The sequence below is a fragment of the Clostridium sp. AM28-20LB genome, assembly GCF_003480665.1.
Lineage (GTDB): Bacteria > Bacillota > Clostridia > Lachnospirales > Lachnospiraceae > Otoolea > Otoolea fessa.
Genome location: NZ_QUJN01000001.1, coordinates 568,002 through 587,562, shown reverse-complemented (window position 1 = coordinate 587,562; position 19,561 = coordinate 568,002). Strand labels below are relative to the sequence as shown.

Below are 19,561 nucleotides of genomic sequence, written 5' to 3'. Positions count from 1 at the left end.
TGAAACGATGCGAAAAGCGATTTTGACGAAATTTATTCATCTGTTATTCCTGGCGCTGGTTCTGAATACATTTATCGCTCTGGTGGTTACCAGCAGTGTATTGCTCAAACGGTCAAGGGAGGACATGCATTTTGCATTGGAATCCGTTGACCGTATGTTGGATTATACGGGGAATGTGGAAGAACAGCTGATGGATTTGAGCGACCTTACGAACGACAATAATAGCCGTTATACGCTGATCCGGATGGATGGCACGGTGGTGGCTGATACGGAAGTAGCGCAGGTGAATCAGATGGAAAATCATCTGGAGCGCAAGGAAGTGAAGGATGCGCTGGCGACGGGCTATGGATATTCGGTGCGCCGTTCCGGAACGTTAGGAATGCAGATGGCGTACGCGGCGATCCGTTCATCGGACGGCAAATACATACTGCGCCTTTCTGCCTGTTCAACCGGTTTGGGTGAATATATCCTGATGTTGATTCCGGCCGCTTTTTTGAGCTTTGGAATAGCTTTTTTTGCATCGGCAATGGAGGCGGAACGGTTTTCCCAGTCAATCACGCGTCCTTTGCAGGAAATTTCCAGCGAAATGGTGCGGATGGATGACGACTACACGCGTTTTCAGTTTGAAAAATGCCCGTATGAGGAGATCAATGTCATCGCGGACACGACGACGCGGATGTCCCGGAATATGAAGAAATATCTGGAGCGCATTGAGAAAGAAAAACAGATCCGGCAGGAGTTTTTCAGCAATGCATCGCATGAGCTGAAAACACCGATCACTTCGATCCGCGGTTATGTCGAGCTTTTGGAAAGCGGCATGGCACAGGATCCGGACACGGCACATGATTTTCTGGGACGCATAAAAAAAGAGGCAATGCGGATGACGAACCTGGTGGATGATATTTTGATGATCTCCCGTCTGGAATCGCGCGGTGCGAAAGCAGATATTGTGACAATCCGCACGGTGGAACTGCTGGAGGACAGCCTGTCTTCGATTGCCGCGCAGGCGGCGTCCCGCGGCATCACAGTCCATAAAGAGTGCGAGAATTTCACAATTCGTGCCGATCTGCGCCAGGTGCAGGAGCTGTTTAACAATCTGTTGACAAACGCGGTCAAGTATAACAACGAGGGCGGCGAAATCTGGGTGCAGGTCAAGCACTGGGGCGCGGATATGATACTGACGGTCCGCGACACCGGCGTCGGCATCCCGGCGGAGAGCCAGAGCCGTATTTTTGAGCGGTTTTACCGGGTGGATAAAGGGCGCAGCCGCAAACAGGGCGGCACCGGGCTTGGTCTTTCGATCGTCAAGCATATCGTGAATTTTTATCATGGAAGCGTGAAGGTAGAGTCGGAAGTCGGAAAAGGTTCAACGTTTACGGTGAAACTGCAGATTGCGGAAGCAAAATAAAAAAGAGTCAACCTGAATTCCCTAAAAAACAGCGGAATTTTAGGTTGACTCTTTTTGGAGTTTGTAGTATGATTGCTTTAAAGCGTAACAGTTCAGCTCTTTAAAGTGAAAAATAAATCATGGTTTGATGCATAAGAGGAAAATCTGTTACATACGTTGAAAAGGTTCAGGAGGATGATATTATGAGAAAGACAAAGAAATTAGCAGCCCTGATGCTGGCTGGCGCGATGGCGGCATCCCTAGCAGCCTGCGGAGGACAGACAGCAAGTACGGACACGACAGCAGCGGAGTCCGCAGACGGAGAAGAAAGCAAAGAGGCAGAGCAGACAGCAGACGGCGAGACTTATAAGATTGGCGTATTACAGCTGACCCAGCATGTGGCACTGGATAAGACCAATGAGGGCTTCGTGGCAGCGCTGGACGATGCAGGCATCAAATACGAGATCGACCAGCAGAATGCAGCTGGCGAGCAGTCTGCATGCCAGACGATCGCAGAGAAACTGGTCAACGATAAAGATGATTTGATTTTTGCAATCGCAACCCCGGCAGCACAGGCAGTTGCAGGTGTGACGGATTCGATTCCGATTCTTGTCAGCGCTGTTACCGATCCGGCGGCTTCCGGTCTGGTAGAGAGCAACGAGGTTCCGGGCGGCAACGTATCGGGTACTTCTGATCTGACTCCGGTTAAAGAGCAGATTGACCTGATGCAGCAGATTATTCCAGATGTAAAGAAGGTCGGACTTCTGTATTGCAGCGCGGAGGCAAACTCCGTTCTTCAGATTGATATGGCGAAAGAAGCACTCGACACAGCCGGTATTGAGTATGAAGATTACACCGTTTCCAATTCCAATGAGATTCCTACCGTTGTAGAATCTATGGTTGGCAATGTAGACTGCGTATACACACCGACCGACAACATGATCGCAGCTGGTATGGCGACCGTAACGATGGTAACAAATGAGAATAAACTTCCGGTTATCTGCGGCGAGAAGGGCATGGTAGATGCAGGCGGTCTTGCTACTTACGGTATTGATTACTACCAGTTAGGCTACATGACCGGTGAGCAGGCCGTTAAAATTCTGACTGAGGGCGCCGATATTTCTAAGATGCCGATCGGCTATCTGGACGCTTCCAAGTGCGAGCTGAGTGTCAATGAAGAGACAGCGCAGACGCTGGGAATCGATGTATCTGGACTCGAGAAATAAAGAGTACCAGAAAGATCTAAACTTCAAATGAGATGGACTGTCAGATCAGAAGCATATAATAAATATGCCGATCTGGCAGTCTTTACAGTTAATCAGGTGAAGAAAATACGAAACACGGGGAGGTAAAAGTTTGAGCGGTTTATTAGTATCCCTGCAGGGCGCGGTCGCACAGGGCGTTCTTTGGGGAATCATGGTATTGGGAGTTTACATTACATTCCGCCTGATGAATATCGCGGATATGACGGTAGACGGAAGTTTCGCGCTGGGTGCCTGCGTTTGTGCAGTCCTGGTAGTCAACAAAGGAGTAAATCCGGTGCTGGCACTTTTAGTTGCAGTGGCAGCCGGTGTCGTGGCTGGTGCGGTAACGGGTATTCTTCATACTGTATTTGAGATACCAGCGATTCTGGCAGGAATTCTGACCCAGATTTCCCTCTGGTCGATCAACCTCCGGATCATGGGAGGAAAGAGCAATCTGCCGCTTCTGAAAGTCAAGACACTTATCAGTGGTCTGGCTACTTCCTTCGGGATGACTCAGGCACAGGCATCGATGATCGTTGGAATTGTGCTGGCGGTGGCGGCTATTCTGTTTCTTTATTGGTTCTTCGGAACCGAGATCGGAAGTGCGATGCGTGCAACCGGTAACAACGAGGATATGGTGCGTGCGCTGGGCGTGGACACTCGTATGGCGAAGCTTTTATCCCTGATGGTTAGCAACGGCCTGGTCGCTCTCTCCGGCGCACTCGTCTGCCAGAGCCAGAAATATGGTGATGTTGGAAGTGGTACGGGTGCGATCGTCATTGGTCTGGCGGCGATCGTCATCGGCGAAGTCCTGATGGGACGATTGACCTCTTTTTATTGGAAACTGACCTCCGTGGTTGTCGGTTCGGTCATTTACTTTGTGATCCGTGCGGTTGTACTCCGCATGGGTATGGATGCAAACGACATGAAGCTGCTCTCTGCTGTCATTGTAGCACTGGCACTCTGTATTCCGGTAGCACTCGCTAAATATCGGCTGAGAAAAGATTATTCAGAAGGGGGCGAGGAGTAATGCTGACGATAACAAATGTAAAGAAAACTTTTAATAAAGGAACTGTTAATGAGAAAAAAGCCTTAAACGGTATCAACTTACACCTGGCACCGGGCGATTTCGTGACGATCATCGGCGGAAACGGTGCTGGAAAATCCACCATGTTAAATATGATCGCAGGCGTATATCCGATCGATTCTGGTAAAATCGAGATCGACGGTGTAAACATATCCAGGGAGCCAGAATACAAACGCGCTAAATATATCGGCAGAGTCTTCCAGGATCCGATGCGCGGCACCGCCGCCAATATGGAGATACAGGAAAACCTTGCCATGGCACTGCGCCGCGGCAAATCCAGAGGACTCGGCTGGGGCATCAAAAAGAATGAAAAGGACTTCTACCGTGAGGCATTGGCACAGCTCGATCTGGGGCTTCAGACCCGTATGACCAGCAAAGTGGGTTTACTCTCTGGCGGACAGCGCCAGGCGCTCACCCTTCTGATGGCAACTCTCCAGAAGCCAAAGCTCCTTCTCTTAGACGAACACACCGCCGCCCTCGATCCTAAAACAGCCCGCAAAGTCCTCGATCTTACCGAAAAGATCGTAGACGAACAAAATCTGACCGCGCTTATGGTTACCCATAACATGAAAGATGCGATTCAGATCGGCAACCGTCTGATTATGATGCACGAAGGTCGGATTATCTACGATGTAGCAGGGGAAGAGAAGAAGAATCTGCAGGTAGAAGACCTGTTAGAGAGATTTGAAAAGGTAAGCGGAGAAGAATTTGCGAATGATCGTATGATGCTTGCCAAATAAGCAGGGGTTATAAGATTTGAAGGCTTTTATCAAAATCATTAACCGATAACAGACAAAAAGTATACGGAATGAAAAGTGGGTCAACAAATTAAAAACCACGACTATAAGTGAGAAAGAATGCCCTCCGGCGGCGCGAGCGGTCGGAGGGCATTCTTTCTCACTTATAGTCGTGCATTCTCCTCTCCCATATTTCCAACTAATTCCACCTTTCACGACTTAACCATTTATCTACAACTTAACACTTCTGTAATAATTCATTTATAGAAAATTCATTTTTTCCTCCATATCCTTCCTTGGCAATTCCCTACGAATATGATAAAATAAAAATTACGTTTAAGATATTAAGTCATAATTTCAAGAAAAATCAGGAGCGATCCATATGTTAGAAGAAGAAAACAAAAAAGAAACGCAGGAGTCAGAACAGGTGCCAGCGACGGAGCGGATTCAAGAGCCGGAAGCAGTTCAGAGTCAGGAATCAGAGCCAGCTCAGGATCAGACACCAAATCCGGTCCGGGAATCCGCGGGACATTCGCGCAGGCGCCAGGGCGAAGATAAGAGTCAGAATCTGCGCTTCGGAGTGATAGCAGCAGGGGTGGTGATTGCTCTTGCAGTTGCAGCATTTGCAGGCAAGTCCCTGCTCAGCCGTCAGGCGGGAGCCGGAATTGCAAAGAATGGGGCGGCGACAGCATCAGAGCTTTCGAAGGACGAGGCATCCGAAGAGTCCAGAGCGGAGGAGATCAAAGAGAAAGAAGCAGTGGTAGCTTCTTATAAAAATCTGGGTATCGTGCAGGTGTCTGGTTATCTGAATATGCGTGAGACGGCGAGCACGGATGGCAACATCATCGGCAAGCTGATGGGCGACAGTGCGTGTGAGATCGTGGATGATTCAACCGAAGGCTGGTATCAGGTCGAATCTGGCGGTATTTCCGGTTATATCAGTTCAGAGTTTGTTCTGACCGGGGATGAGGCGAAGAAAAAAGCCTTGGAACTGGTTGAAAAGCGGGCGCTCATCACGGCAGATTCCCTGAACATCCGAAAAGAGCCGAACACGGAGTCTGAGGTTGTCGGTCAGGCATTGAAAAATGAGCGCTATGTGGTCGAGGGTGAGCCGGAGAATGGCTGGATTCAGATTTCGAGCGGTTATATTTTCACGGATTATGCAGAGATCAAATACGCACTCAATGAGGCGCGGAAGCTGGATATGCGTGCGATGGTGCTGAATTTATACAAAAATCTGGGTATTTCCAGTGTGGATAATTACTTGAATGTGCGCGATCAGCCAAGTGAGGATGGCAATATCATCGGTAAGATGACGAGCAAGTCTGCCGGAGAGATTCTGGAGACGAGCGAGGACGGCGGCTGGTATAAGATCCAGTCGGGTCCCGTCACTGGATATGTGAAGGCGGAGTATATCCTGACAGGAGATGCGGCGAAGCAGGAGGCGATGGAGGTTGCAGAACTGATGGCGATCGTTTCAACCGACCGCCTGAATGCCCGCACGGAGCCGAGCACGGATGCGCCGATCTGGACGCAGATCTCTAACAATGAGCGTTACGATGTTATAAGCCAGCAGGATGGCTGGGTCGAGATTGCGCTCGATACGACGAGTGCGTATGTGGCGACTGATTTCGTAGATGTGCGTTATGCATTGCCGGAGGCGATCCCATTTACCCCATTAAAAGAAAAGGAATCTTTGCGGACCCAGATTGTCAACTATGCGCTTCAGTTTGTCGGAAACCGTTATGTCTGGGGCGGTAATGACCCGCATTCGGGTGTGGACTGTTCTGGTTTTACAAAGTATGTATACAGCCATGTGGCGGGCGTGTCCCTGCCGCGGGTGTCCCGGGAACAGGCGCGGACGGGTACGAAGATTGATTCTTCGAAGATGCGTCCGGGCGATCTGATTTTCTATACGAATCGCAAGGGAACGGTCAACCATGTGGCGATGTACATTGGCAATGGTCAGATCGTCCATGCGGCGAGCCGGAGAAGCGGCATCAAGATTTCTACCTGGAATTACCGGAATCCGTACCGGATTGTCAATATGCTGGGAGACTGATAGGGAGAGGATAAGATGGAAGAGCAAAAGACAGAAGATTATAAAGAACGCCTGCAGAAAGTACGTCAGAGACGAAATGGCAAAGATCCGATGCACTGGTTCATGATCGGAGGCTGTGCTGTCATTGTGGTGCTGGCTCTGGTTATCATCGTGAAGCTGGCACAGGGCGGCACGTTCGGAGGTTCTGGAAACGCCCGGGTGGCATCGGCATCCGAGGCAGAGGTGCAGGAAACCGTGATCGGAGAGACGCTGCCGGAGGATGAGGAACAGGCAAAAGAGGACGAAGAAAAGAAAAATGTAGTCGAGTCCTACCAGAATCTGGGTATTGTGGATGTATCTGGTTATCTTAATATGCGTGAGAGCGCCAGTACAACCTCCGATGTCATTGGCAAACTGATGGGCGGCAGTGCGTGCGAGATTCTGGACGATTCCCAGGAAGGCTGGTATCAGATATCTTCCGGCGGTCTGGAGGGCTACATCAGTTCAGAATTTGTACAGACCGGCGAGGCGGCAAAAACAGAGGCATTTGAGCTGGTCAAGAAGATGGCGGTCATCACGACTGACAAGCTGAATATCCGGAGTGAGCCGAGTGAGGACGCGCAGGTGCTGGAACAGGCGCTGAAAAATGAGCGTTATTCCATTGTCAGCGAGCAGGACGGCTGGATTCAGATCAGCGGGGGCTATATTTCAGCGGATTATGCGGATGTGCGCTATGCGTTAAATGAGGCGCGTAAGCTGGATCTGCGGACGATGGTTCTCAACATGTATGACAATCTGGGTATTTCCAATGTCAATAACTACTTAAATATCCGTGTGGAGCCGAAGGAAGATGCGAAGATCATCGGTAAGATGACAAGCAAGTCCGGTGGTGAGATTTTGGAAACGACAGAGGATGGCGGCTGGTACAAGATCAAGTCCGGTCCGGTTACCGGCTATGTTAAATCTGAATTTATCCTGACAGGAGATGCGGCGAAGCAGGAGGCACTGCAGGTTGCACAGCTGATGGCGATTGTATCGACAGACCGTCTAAATGCCCGTACGGAACCGAACACGGACGCGCCGATCTGGACGCAGATTTCCAACAGCGAGCGGTATACGGTTATGAGCCAGCAGGATGGCTGGGTGCAGATTGCACTGGATGAGACGAGTGCCTATGTAGCGACTGAATTTGTCGATGTGCGGTATGCGTTAAATGAGGCGATCGAGTTTACACCGGTTGAGGAGACACCGGAGCCTGAGACCAAGGCGGCGAGCAGCCAGGGAGGCTCTGGAAGCAAGAGCAGCAGTAAAGGTGGTTCTAGCAGCCAGAAAGCATCTTCAAGCGGCTCCTCCAAGCGTGCGCAGATCGCAAACTACGCGACCCAGTTCCTTGGAAATCCATATGTATGGGGCGGTACAAGCTTGACAAACGGTGCGGACTGTTCTGGATTTACGATGTCGGTTATGGCGCATTTTGGTGTCAGCCTGCCGCATCATTCGGGTTCTCAGGCGGGAGCAGGAAGAAGTATCAGTTCCTCCCAGATGCGTCCGGGCGATCTGATCTTCTATACAAACAGCGGCGGAACAATCAATCATGTAGCACTCTATATTGGCGGCGGACGCGTGTGCCATGCGTCGAATGCAAGGTCCGGTATCAAGATTTCCACCTGGAATTATCGTACCCCGGCGAAGATCGTCAACGTATTGGGCGATTAATTTCATGAAAAGTTAATAAAAATTATTTGAAAGAGAGCAGGGAGAAAAGGCAGCTTTTCCCAGCTCTCTTTTTCTGTTTCATAGGAAATTGTGTCCTATGAAATAAAAAACGCTCCGCGGGGATGCGCACTCGCGCGAAGCAGAAACATGTCGCAAGTGACCGCGCGAGACGCCCGAATGAGCCAAGGTACATCCTTGTTTGTATAAAAAGCGGTTTCAGTGAATAAAGATAATAGGAAGACAGAATACTAAGAATGAATTAGGCAGTTGAGAAAAAACATTGAATCCGCGTGTAAGATGAAAAGAGCGCAGAAAAGAGGAAAATATGATTCGGGCAAATCGTGAAAACAGGGAATGGGAAAATGAAGCGTGGGACAAGCAGGCAGATAAGGCGGGAGAAAGTCGGGAACAGGCGCAGGAGGATCCGATTCAGAAGCGTGAAAATGGACAGACGGATATTACGGGAAAGAATGGCAATCACATTGAATTAATCTCGATCATCGGAGAGATAGAGGGACATGAAAATTTGTCCGGCAATACGAAAACGACGAAATATGAGCATATTCTGCCTAAGCTGGCGGAGATCGAGGAGAGCGGTGAGACGGAGGGAGTTTTAGTCCTGATTAACACGGTGGGCGGCGATGTAAGCTGTGGACTGGCACTGGCGGAGATGATTGCTTCGCTCAGCAAACCGACCGTTTCACTGGTCATCGGGGACAGCCATTCGATCGGTGTGCCGCTCGCAGTGGCGGTCGATCACTCTTTTATTGTCCCGACCGGGACGATGATGGTACATCCGGTACGGATGACGGGGATGGTGATCGGTGCCGTGCAGACGTATGATTATTTTGAAATGATTCAGGATCGTATTTTAAGCTTTGTGTCCGGACACAGTCAGATCTCCTATGAGCGCCTCCGGAGCCTGATGCTCAATACGGAGATGATGACAAAAGATCTGGGAACGGTCCTGGTTGGCGGGGAGGCGGTCCAGGAGGGACTGATCGATGAATGCGGCGGGATCCGGGAAGCGCTTGCATGGCTGAACCGGGCGATCGATGGGAAGAAACAAGAAATAGATGCACACGACCGGATGACGAAGACGGATTTTAGTGAAAATCTGAAAAGAAAGTAGAACATACGTGCGAAAATTTTAGGAAAGCGTTGCTTTTTTCCCTGAATTTGGGTATACTGAATGAGATAATAAGAATGTAAAATGAGAAAAGCAGTCTGCGGGAGGCTGTATTTTGTGAAACAGGAGGAACCGCAGATACATGGGAAATGTTGGAGGCATGAGACAGGTGGCAGATACAAGCAGGAAAAGACAGAGTACAGAGCGTGCCGGGGAGACAGCTGGGACAGAGAAAAAAGCCGGGCGATCCAGAAAGTCCCCTGCGGCGAAGAAAGCGGAGGAGACGCTGAACGAGAAAAAGAGTAGGGGGAAGAAGAAAGCTTCGTCTGGAAAAGGCACCGCGAAAGGAACAGGAAGCCGAAGCCGCGCCAGCCAGGCGCCGGAGCCGGTGGAGAAAAGTGGTACAGGGGCATTTATGGGAACGGAAGTGGCGATTATTGTATCATTTGCAATATCGGTACTTTTGTTTTTGAGCAATTTCGGGCTTTGCGGCTTTGTCGGAAGTTTTCTGCGATCGACTCTGCTTGGCGTATTCGGCGTGATGGGGTATCTGGTGCCATTCCTTTTATTTATGGGAACTTGTTTTTATCTTTCAAACCGAGGCAACCAGAAAGCCGTAGCCAAGTTGGTGGCGGTTGGCGAGGTGCTTCTGGCATTTTGCGGACTTTCCCAGCTTCTCATGGGAGGCGGTCAGCATCTGGACTGGAATCTGGGCGATTATTACGCGCAGGCAGGTGGAGGCGGCTTTATCGGTGGCATTCTGATGCTGCTGTTGTGCGGAACAGTGGGAACGATCGGAGCAGTTCTGATTCTGCTGGTGCTTTTGGCACTCGGTGCTGTGTGCATTACGGAGCGTTCCCTGGTAAACTTCGTTAAACAGGGCAGCGGAAGGGCATATGAGTATGCGAAAGAAGATATGAGCCGCCGCCGTGAGATACATGAGGAGAAAAAGGAAGAAAAACGCCGTCTGCGGGAGGAGCAGCGGGTCCGTGGCGTTGATCTCGAGGGCGCCAAGCTGACCGAGCTGCCAGTGATGCGGAATTTCTCGGAAGGAGTCCCGGAGGGAACCGTGCTGGGACCGGAGGACGCACCGGAGGAATTCCGTGAGATGCATGGAAGACAGGAAAGCTTGCAGGATGAGACAGCGGCTTATGATGATTGGACCGATGTTCCGGCAGAGGGAAAAAATCTGGCACAGGATTCCGGACAGGGAGTAGAGAAGAAGAATCCGGCAGATGTATTTCGCGGTCAGATATTTCACGGCGGCGGAGCGGTAGAACCGGAACCGGTGGAGTATGAAGAAGATCTAGTGGAGTACGAAGAAGAACCAGTGGAATCGGAGCAGGATACATATGCATACGATGGTTCAGAATCCCAGTTTCAGGAAGAATCGGAGCGCGAGACGGCGCGGACAGTAGAGACTGCAGAGGCAGAGGACAGTGCGAGCGACCAGCTCCTGAAACGCCTGTATGTACGCCGTGATACCCGGACGATGGAAGAATTTGCTGGCAGCGAGAGCCGGAAAGGTCCAGGCTATTATCCGGTAGAGACACGGGAGAAACCGGCTGCGGAGGCGGCGTCCGGTTTGACCGCAGAGGAGGTTCATACAGATTTAGGGCATCAGGATGTCTTTGAGCCATCGGAAAACGAGTGGGAAACCGTTTCGATGGGAAATGAGGATGAATGGAACGAACCTATATCTGGGGAAACGGATTCCGAACCAATCGATGGCTATTATAAGACGCTGGAATCAGAGCGGGGCGAGACAAAGGGCAGTTTCTTTGTCCCGGAGGATTCCAAAACGGTCGTGACCGCATCCGGAAAGGTGATCGAGACAGATACAGAGGCGATACAGAAAAAACTGGAGCAGAAACGGGAAGAACGAAAAGCACTTCCAGTTGAGGAACTGACGGTTCCAGAGCAGATCGAGCGCAAGGAAGAGGAAGAAAAGAAGATCCAGAAAGAATACATATTCCCGCCATTGACACTTTTAAAACGCGGTACGGGACAGACCGATTTCTCGGATCAGGAGTACCGGGAGACAGCGATCAAGCTGCAGCAGACGCTCCAGAACTTCGGCGTGGGCGTGACGGTTACAAACATCAGCTGTGGACCGACGGTTACCCGCTATGAGCTTCACCCGGAGCAGGGGGTCAAGGTCAGCAAGATTGTAGCGCTGGCGGATGATATCAAGTTAAATCTGGCAGCGGCGGACATCCGTATCGAGGCACCGATTCCTGGCAAGGCGGCGGTCGGTATCGAGGTTCCGAACAAGGAGAACCATGTGGTTCTGCTGCGCGATCTGCTGGAGTCAGAGGCATTTAAGAAATATCCGTCCCGGCTGGCATTCGCGGTCGGAAAAGATATCGCAGGTCAGACGGTTGTCAGCGACATTGCGAAGATGCCGCATCTTCTGATCGCGGGTGCGACCGGATCGGGTAAATCAGTCTGCATCAATACGCTGATCATGAGTGTGATTTATAAAGCAAAGCCGAGCGAGGTCAAGCTCATCATGATCGACCCCAAGGTGGTTGAGTTAAGTGTATACAACGGTATTCCGCATCTTCTGATTCCGGTTGTGACCGACCCGAAAAAGGCGTCCGGCGCCCTCAACTGGGCGGTGGCAGAGATGACCGACCGTTACCAGAAGTTTGCAAAATACGGCGTGCGCGATCTTAAGGGTTTCAATGCCAAGGTTGAGTCGATCGCGGATATCGACGATCCGAAGAAACCGGAGAAACTGCCGCAGATCATCATTATCGTGGATGAGCTTGCCGATCTGATGATGGTAGCGCCGGGCGAAGTAGAAGATTCGATCTGTCGTCTGGCCCAGCTGGCGCGTGCAGCGGGCATTCATCTGGTGATTGCGACGCAGCGACCATCGGTCAATGTCATCACCGGTGTGATCAAGGCAAATATTCCGTCGAGAATTGCTTTTTCCGTCTCTTCCGGAGTGGATTCCCGCACCATTATTGATATGAACGGCGCGGAGAAACTGCTCGGAAAGGGCGATATGCTGTTCTATCCGTCGGGCTATCAGAAACCGCAGCGTGTACAGGGCGCGTTTGTGTCCGACAATGAGGTTTCGGATGTGGTCGGATTTTTGAAACAGGAGGGGCTGACCGCAGAGTACAGCGCCGAGGTTGAGTCCAAGATCCGTTCGACGGCGATGGATGCGGGCTTTGGCGGCGGTGAGCGCGATGCCTATTTTGCACAGGCAGGTAAATTTATCATTGAGAAAGACAAAGCATCCATCGGCATGCTGCAGCGTATGTTTAAGATTGGCTTCAACCGTGCCGCGCGTATCATGGATCAGCTTGCAGATGCAGGCGTGGTCGGTGAGGAAGAAGGCACGAAGCCGCGTAAGGTGCTGATGAGCATGGAGCAGTTTGAAAACATGATGGAAGAAGGATATTAAAAAGCGGAATCATTATAAAATATCAAAATCAGGAGGTATCCTATGAAGCTTAAAAGCTGGCTGAAAGAATTGCCGTATACATTATTGCAGGGCAGCCTGGAGACGGAGGTTGACGAGGTGGTCTACGATTCGAGAAAGGCGGCGCCGGGGACGGTGTTTGTGTGTATGCGCGGGGCAAACGTCGATTCGCATACCTTTATCCCGGATGTGGTTGAAAAGGGCGCGCCGGTTCTGGTGGTCGAGCATCCGGTTGAGGCGCCTGAGAACGTGACGGTCATTCAAGTGGAGAATGGACGGAACGCGCTATCGCTTCTTTCGGCGGCACGTTTTGATTATCCGGCGCGGAAGATGACGGCGATCGGTGTGACCGGCACGAAGGGAAAGACGACTACCACTTATATGATCAAGGCGATTCTGGAGGCGGCCGGACAGAAGACGGGTCTCATCGGAACGAACGGCGCTGTGATCGGTGAGAATCATTATCCGACCAAAAATACGACGCCGGAATCTTATATTTTGCAAGAATATTTTGCAAAAATGGTGGAAGAGGGCTGCCGTTACGTCGTGATGGAGGTTTCTTCCCAAAGCTACCTGATGCACCGGGTAGACGGACTTTTCTTTGATTATGGAATTTTCCTGAATATTTCCAATGATCATATTGGCCCGAATGAACATGCAAGTTTTGAAGAATATCTTTACTACAAAAAGCAGCTTTTGAAAAACTGCCGGACAGCGCTCGTCAACCGCGATGATCCGCACTTTGATGCGATCGTAGAAGGGGCGACAGCAGAGATCCTGACCTTTTCATTGGAACGGGCGGCTGATTTTACAGCGGATGACATTCACTATGTACGCGAACATGATTTCGTGGGCGTCGAATTTCAGACGCATGGACGATATGAGAGCGATCTGCGTGTCGGCATTCCGGGCAAATTTAACGTGGACAATGCGCTGGCGGCAGCGGGCGTGTGCAGCTTCTTTGACCTGCCGAAGGAGAAAGTCTGCCATGCGCTGGAACATATCCAGGTCGATGGACGGATGGAGATTGTATATAAATCAGCAAAGTGCACCGTGATCGTTGACTACGCCCACAATGCGGTCAGCATGGAAAGTCTTCTTCTGACGCTGCGCGACTACAAGCCGAAGCGTCTCGTCTGTGTCTTCGGATGCGGCGGCAACCGGGCGCGCGATCGCCGGTACTCGATGGGAGAGATTGGCGGAAAGCTGGCAGATCTGTCGATCATCACGGCGGATAATTCCCGCTTTGAGAAAGTGGGAGATATTCTGGCAGATATCAAGGTCGGACTTGCAAAAACCGACGGCAAATACGTTGAAATCCCGGATCGCCGCGAAGCGATTGAGTACAGCTTGTCGCATGCGGAAGATGGCGATATCATCGCGATCATCGGAAAAGGGCATGAGGATTATCAGGAGATCGAGGGCGTGCGCTATCATTTCCTTGACCGGGAAGTAGTGCAGGAGACGGTGAAGAAGCTGCATATGTAATCAATTTGGAGGCAAAATATGGACCATATTACAGTCAGACATATCGTGGAAGCAGTGTCGGGAACACTGCTCTGCGGAGATGCAGATACGGAGTTAAAACACATCAGCATTGATTCCCGGAGTATGCGCGGGGCGGATCTGTTTGTTCCGCTGATCGGGGAGAAATCAGACGCGCATCGTTTCCTGGTTCAGGCGATGGACAATGGGGCGGCAGCCGCACTGACTTCGGAGCATGAGGCGGCACCGGAGGGCTTTCACGGCGCCCTGATCCAGGTGAAAGATACGAAACTGGCATTGCAGACGATCGGACGCTGCCTGCGGGCACGCCTTTCTATCCCGTTAGTTGGTATCACCGGCAGCGTGGGAAAGACGACGACGCGCGAAATGGTGGCGGCGGCGCTTTCAGCGAAATATAAGACATTCAAGACACCGGCAAACCACAACAGCCAGATCGGTGTGCCACTCACGATCTCGGAGATTTCTGAGAATGATGAGATCGGCGTGCTGGAACTGGGAATGAGTGAGCCGGGCGAGATGGCGGTGATCGCGGAGATTGCGGCGGTGGATTCGGCAGTCATGACGAATATCGGTGTGACGCATATTGAGAATCTGGGCTCCCGCGAGAATATCTTAAAAGAAAAGCTGCATATCCAGGACGGTATGAAGGCAGGCGGAATCCTGTTTGTAAATGGAGATAATGATATGCTTTCTACCGTGCATGCAAAAGCAGGCTGCCATACCGTCCGTTATGGACTTGGAGCAGATAACGACTACCGCGCCGAGGATCTTTCATATCTGGATGGATTTCCGTCCTTTACGATGGTACACGGCGAGGTGCGCGTCCCGGTGAAGCTGACTGTTATGGGCGAGCACAATGTCATGAATGCGCTGGCTGCCCTGGCGGTTGCGGATGCCTACGATGTGCCGCTTGCCGATGCAGCGGAAAAGCTGCTTGAATTTGGCGGGTTCAAGAACCGTCAGCAGATTTATCATAAAAATGGTTATACGATCGTGGACGATACCTACAATGCAAGCCCGGATTCGATGAAAGCGGCGATAGGTGTGCTTTCTTCCCTGCCGGCAGGACGCAGAATTGCGGTTCTGGCGGATATGAAGGAACTGGGAGAGAATACGATTCAGTTCCACCGTGAAGTTGGTGCGTTTCTGGCGGAAAAACCGGTCGATATCCTGGTTGTATATGGCGAACTGGCGCAGGCGATCGCCGAGGGAGCAAAGAAAGTCAAACCGGATCTGCATGTCGTTTCGTTTGAAGAGGACGAAAAAGAAGATATGCTTGACTGGCTGGATGCACAGATCGGTGAGGGAGATGCAGTCCTGTTCAAGGGTTCCAACAGTATGAAGCTGGGGGAGACGGCAGCGAGGTTTATCTCAGTCGAGAAGACTCCCACCTCTTCAGGTGGTAAGTAATAGCAAGTTTGTCTCAGTAGGAGTCCATTCTCCGACTGAGATAAACGCTCCGCGAGGATGCGCAGTGATTCTGTAGAGAATATGTCAGCTTCGCTGACCAGAATCACGCGCCAAATCTCACGGACGTTCGACTTGAATTAGAAATAGAAAGAGAAGGAATCATGGCGTATCAATACGCGGATATTATTATAGATATATCCCATGAGAAGGTGGATCGCCCGTTTCAGTACCGGATTCCGGCGCAGCTGGCGGAGGAGATTACGGCGGGAACGTGCGTGACGGTACCGTTTGGAAAGGGTAATTCACTTCGGACTGGATATGTGGTGGGAATGGGAAATACGGCGGAGTATGACCCATCCCGCATCAAGGAGATAGCTGGGATCGCACCGGGCAGTATGTCGGTGCAATCTCAGCTTATCCGTCTGGCGTGGTGGATGCGGGAACGTTATGGCGCGACGATGAACCAGACGCTCAAAACCGTACTTCCCGTCAAGGAAAAGATAAAACCGCGCGAGAAAAAGACGCTGCATTGTCTTTTAAAACAGGAAGAGCTGGAAGCGGCAATCCTGGCGGCACAGAAGCGGCATTATAAGGCGCGGGTGCGGCTCCTTGAGGCATTCCGGGACAATCTGGATATTCCGATGGAATTTGCCCGACGGGAGCTTGACCTGACCCTGGCGACGATCCGCCCGATGGAGGAACAGGGACAGCTTTCAGTGAAAGTTTCCCGTGAGGAACGCGGGTTAAACCATGCAAAACTGCCGCGTCCAGCCGGACAGACCGTGCATCTCAATGAAGAGCAGCAGGCGGCGGTTGACCGTTTCTGTGAGGATTATGAGATGGGGAAACGTGAAACGTATCTGATTCACGGCGTTACGGGAAGTGGAAAGACCGAAGTCTACATGGAGCTGATGGCGCGTGTCCTGCGGGATGGAAAGCAGGTGATTCTGCTGATCCCGGAAATTTCGCTGACATATCAGACGGTGATGCGGTTTTACCGGCGATTTGGCGATCAGATCGCGATTCTGAATTCCCGTCTCTCTGCGGGAGAACGCTATGATCAGTGGGAACGGGCGGCGCGGGGCGAGGTTTCCGTGATGATCGGACCGCGGTCGGCGCTGTTTGCCCCATTTTCCAATCTGGGACTGATTCTGATCGACGAGGAACATGAGGGCGCCTATAAGAGCGAGACGATGCCGCGCTATCATGCAAGGGAAGTAGCGGCGGAGCGCGCCCGGCTTTCCGGGGCTTCGCTGGTCTTGGGCTCAGCGACTCCTTCTCTGGAATCGTATCTGCGGGCTCAGAATGGCGAATATGTGCTTCTGCCCCTGCATCACCGGGCAGTGGCGGGAAGTATCCTGCCGAAGGTACAGATCGCTGATATGCGTGCGGAGATGCAGGCAGGCAATAAATCGGTGTTCAGCCGGTCATTGGATGCAATGTTGACAGAGAGACTCGCACGTGGCGAGCAGGCGATGCTTTTTATGAACCGGCGCGGCTATTCCAATTTTGTTTCCTGTCGTTCCTGCGGAAAGGCGGTGACCTGTCCGCATTGTGATGTTTCCCTGACACTACACGGGAAGAACCGTCTGGTCTGTCATTACTGCGGCTATACGATTCCGCTGATGAAGCAGTGTCCGTCCTGCGGATCACCGTATATTGCCGGGTTTGGGGCCGGAACGCAGAAGATGGAAGAATTTACGAAAATTCGGTTTCCGGATGCGAGGATCCTGCGGATGGATGCGGATACAACGGCAAAAAAAGGCGGACATGAAGCGATTCTGGAGGCATTTGCAAATCGTGAGGCAGATATTCTGATCGGCACGCAGATGATTGTAAAAGGGCATGATTTTCCAGGAGTGACGCTGGTCGGAATTCTGGCGGCGGATCTTTCCTTAAATACGCCGGATTACCGCAGCGCGGAGCGGACGTTCCAGCTTCTGACGCAGGCGGCTGGCAGAGCGGGACGCGCCGGGAAGCCCGGCGATGTGGTCATCCAGACGTACCGGCCGGAACACTATGCCGTGCAGGCGGCAGCGGCGCAGAATTATGAGCTGTTTTACAGCCATGAGATCAATTACCGGAGGCTGCTTCGTTATCCACCAGTCTGCCAGATGGCTGCGGTTTATTTTGCCTGCGGCGATGAGGTGGTGCTGGATAAATGTGCGGAAATGGCGGCGCGGCGGCTGCGCGAAAGTGCCGAGTGTATCGGTCCGGTTCCGGCACCAGTATACAAAGTTAATGACATCTACAGAAAAATTTTATATATAAAGTGTGAAAAATGTGCTATACTGGATCAAATCAGGGGTCAGATTGAAACCCTGGCTGCCGCAGATACAAAATGGCAGGCGGTCCAGATTCAATACGATATATCATAGAGAGGAAGAGTGTATAAAATGGCAATCCGGTCAATTAGAACTATTGGCGATGAGGTACTGAAAAAAGAGTGTAAGGCAGTGACGGAGGTAACCGATCACACACTTGAACTGATAGAGGATATGTTTGACACGATGTATTCAGCCGGCGGCGTAGGTCTGGCAGCACCGCAGGTCGGTATCCGCAAACAGATCGTAGTAATCGACGTGGAGGACGGCAACCAGTATGTCCTGATCAATCCGGTCATCGAGGAAATGTCCGGCAGCCAGACTGGTCAGGAAGGCTGTTTAAGCGTTCCGGGCAAGGCTGGTATGGTAACCCGTCCGAGCCACGTAAAGGTACGCGCGCTGAACGAAAAAATGGAAGAGTTTGTCCTGGAAGCAGATGATTTCCTGGCACGTGCGATCTGCCATGAGTGCGATCATCTGCACGGACATCTGTATGTGGAGTTGGTAGAAGGTCCGTTAGAGGATGTAACGGCAGAGGAAGAATAAAGCACATTGGCAGAATGAGAGAAAAACAAGAGTGGGGTGACAGGCAGATATGAAGATCGTATTTATGGGAACACCGGATTTTGCGGTTCCGACACTGGAAGCGCTCTATCAGAGCCGGCATGAAGTAGCGGCGGTGGTGACACAGCCAGATAAGCCGAAGGGACGCGGCAAGGCGATGGCAATGCCGCCTGTCAAGGAAAAAGCGCTGGAATATGGAATCCCGGTGTATCAGCCGGTGCGCGTCCGCAAGGATGAGGCATTTTTTGAGGAATTGACGAAGATTCAGCCGGATGTGATCGTCGTGATTGCATTTGGTCAGATTCTGCCGGAGCGGATTCTGAACCTGCCGAAATACGGCTGTATCAACATCCATGCGTCGCTTCTGCCAAAATACCGTGGGGCAGCCCCGATCCAGTGGGCGGTCATCAATGGCGATGAGGTCAGCGGTGTGACGACGATGCAGATGGATGTCGGTCTGGACACCGGAGATATCCTGGATACCGTGGAAGTACGCCTGGATCCGAAAGAGACAGGCGGCAGCCTGTTTGACCGCTTGAGCCTTGCGGGAGGAAATCTGATTCTCTCCACGCTTGAAAAAGCGGAGGCGGGAATCCTGCATCCGGTTAAACAAGATGAGGCAGAGGCAACCCATGTGACAATGCTCGATAAGTCGATGGGGCAGATCGACTGGTCGATGGATGCGGCAGTGATTGAGCGCCTGATTCGCGGCTTAAATCCATGGCCGAGCGCTTATACAAAATTTGAAGGAAAAACCCTGAAAATCTGGTCGGCGGATGTCGAGGAAGATGCGGCGGGAAGGCCGTCACCGGAGACATTCGGACAGGTGGTATGTGTCGGTAAAGATGCATTCTCTGTCCAGACCGGCAAAGGGCTTCTCACAATTCGGGAACTTCAGCTGGAAGGCAAGAAGCGGATGGATACGGCGGCATTTTTACGCGGATATCCGGTGGAAACGGGAGTAAAGCTCGGATAAAATG

General features: G+C 51.6%; 13 protein-coding genes. All 13 read left to right on the top strand.

Annotation, left to right across the window (positions count from 1 at the left end; genetic code table 11):
- Positions 1-7 precede the first annotated feature (7 nt).
- The 13 genes from DW739_RS02665 to fmt all read left to right on the top strand — a co-directional run bounded on the left by DW739_RS02665 (position 8) and on the right by fmt (position 19,557).
- A complete protein-coding gene (locus DW739_RS02665; RefSeq protein ID WP_118742575.1) occupies positions 8-1,408 on the top strand; it encodes an ATP-binding protein in 1,401 nt (466 codons plus the stop codon).
- A gap of 182 nt (positions 1,409-1,590) precedes the next feature.
- Positions 1,591-2,613, top strand: a complete 1,023-nt coding sequence (locus tag DW739_RS02660) for an ABC transporter substrate-binding protein (RefSeq protein WP_106999973.1) — start codon at positions 1,591-1,593, stop codon at positions 2,611-2,613.
- Positions 2,614-2,743: 130 nt separating this feature from the next.
- Positions 2,744-3,661: an ABC transporter permease gene (locus DW739_RS02655; RefSeq protein ID WP_117795544.1), complete on the top strand. Its 918-nt coding sequence runs from the start codon at positions 2,744-2,746 to the stop codon at positions 3,659-3,661.
- Positions 3,661-4,458, top strand: coding sequence for an ABC transporter ATP-binding protein (locus tag DW739_RS02650; RefSeq protein WP_117795542.1), 798 nt, complete (start codon positions 3,661-3,663; stop codon positions 4,456-4,458). Before DW739_RS02655 ends, DW739_RS02650 begins: the two co-directional genes overlap by 1 nt.
- A 379-nt stretch (positions 4,459-4,837) precedes the next feature.
- Positions 4,838-6,517, top strand: coding sequence for a C40 family peptidase (locus DW739_RS02645; RefSeq protein ID WP_118742574.1), 1,680 nt, complete (start codon positions 4,838-4,840; stop codon positions 6,515-6,517).
- Positions 6,518-6,532: 15 nt separating this feature from the next.
- Positions 6,533-8,212 (top strand): SH3 domain-containing protein, encoded by a 1,680-nt coding sequence (locus DW739_RS02640; RefSeq protein WP_118695869.1) that lies wholly within the window; start codon positions 6,533-6,535, stop codon positions 8,210-8,212.
- Between the two features lie 325 nt (positions 8,213-8,537).
- Positions 8,538-9,344, top strand: coding sequence for an ATP-dependent Clp protease proteolytic subunit (locus tag DW739_RS02635; RefSeq protein WP_106999969.1), 807 nt, complete (start codon positions 8,538-8,540; stop codon positions 9,342-9,344).
- Between the two features lie 412 nt (positions 9,345-9,756).
- On the top strand, positions 9,757-12,759 hold the full coding sequence (locus DW739_RS02630) for a DNA translocase FtsK 4TM domain-containing protein (RefSeq protein ID WP_347560703.1): 3,003 nt from the start codon (positions 9,757-9,759) through the stop codon (positions 12,757-12,759).
- 42 nt (positions 12,760-12,801) lie between these two features.
- Positions 12,802-14,265 (top strand): UDP-N-acetylmuramoyl-L-alanyl-D-glutamate--2,6-diaminopimelate ligase, encoded by a 1,464-nt coding sequence (locus DW739_RS02625; protein WP_118482178.1) that lies wholly within the window; start codon positions 12,802-12,804, stop codon positions 14,263-14,265.
- Between the two features lie 18 nt (positions 14,266-14,283).
- Positions 14,284-15,693, top strand: coding sequence for a UDP-N-acetylmuramoyl-tripeptide--D-alanyl-D-alanine ligase (gene murF / locus DW739_RS02620; RefSeq protein WP_118482177.1), 1,410 nt, complete (start codon positions 14,284-14,286; stop codon positions 15,691-15,693).
- 161 nt (positions 15,694-15,854) lie between these two features.
- Complete coding sequence (gene priA / locus DW739_RS02615; protein ID WP_182427323.1) at positions 15,855-18,071, top strand: primosomal protein N'; 2,217 nt, start codon at positions 15,855-15,857, stop codon at positions 18,069-18,071.
- Between the two features lie 18 nt (positions 18,072-18,089).
- Positions 18,090-18,563: a peptide deformylase gene (gene def, locus DW739_RS02610; protein ID WP_118293195.1), complete on the top strand. Its 474-nt coding sequence runs from the start codon at positions 18,090-18,092 to the stop codon at positions 18,561-18,563.
- A gap of 49 nt (positions 18,564-18,612) precedes the next feature.
- Positions 18,613-19,557, top strand: coding sequence for a methionyl-tRNA formyltransferase (gene fmt / locus DW739_RS02605; RefSeq protein WP_118742573.1), 945 nt, complete (start codon positions 18,613-18,615; stop codon positions 19,555-19,557).
- Positions 19,558-19,561: the final 4 nt, after the last annotated feature.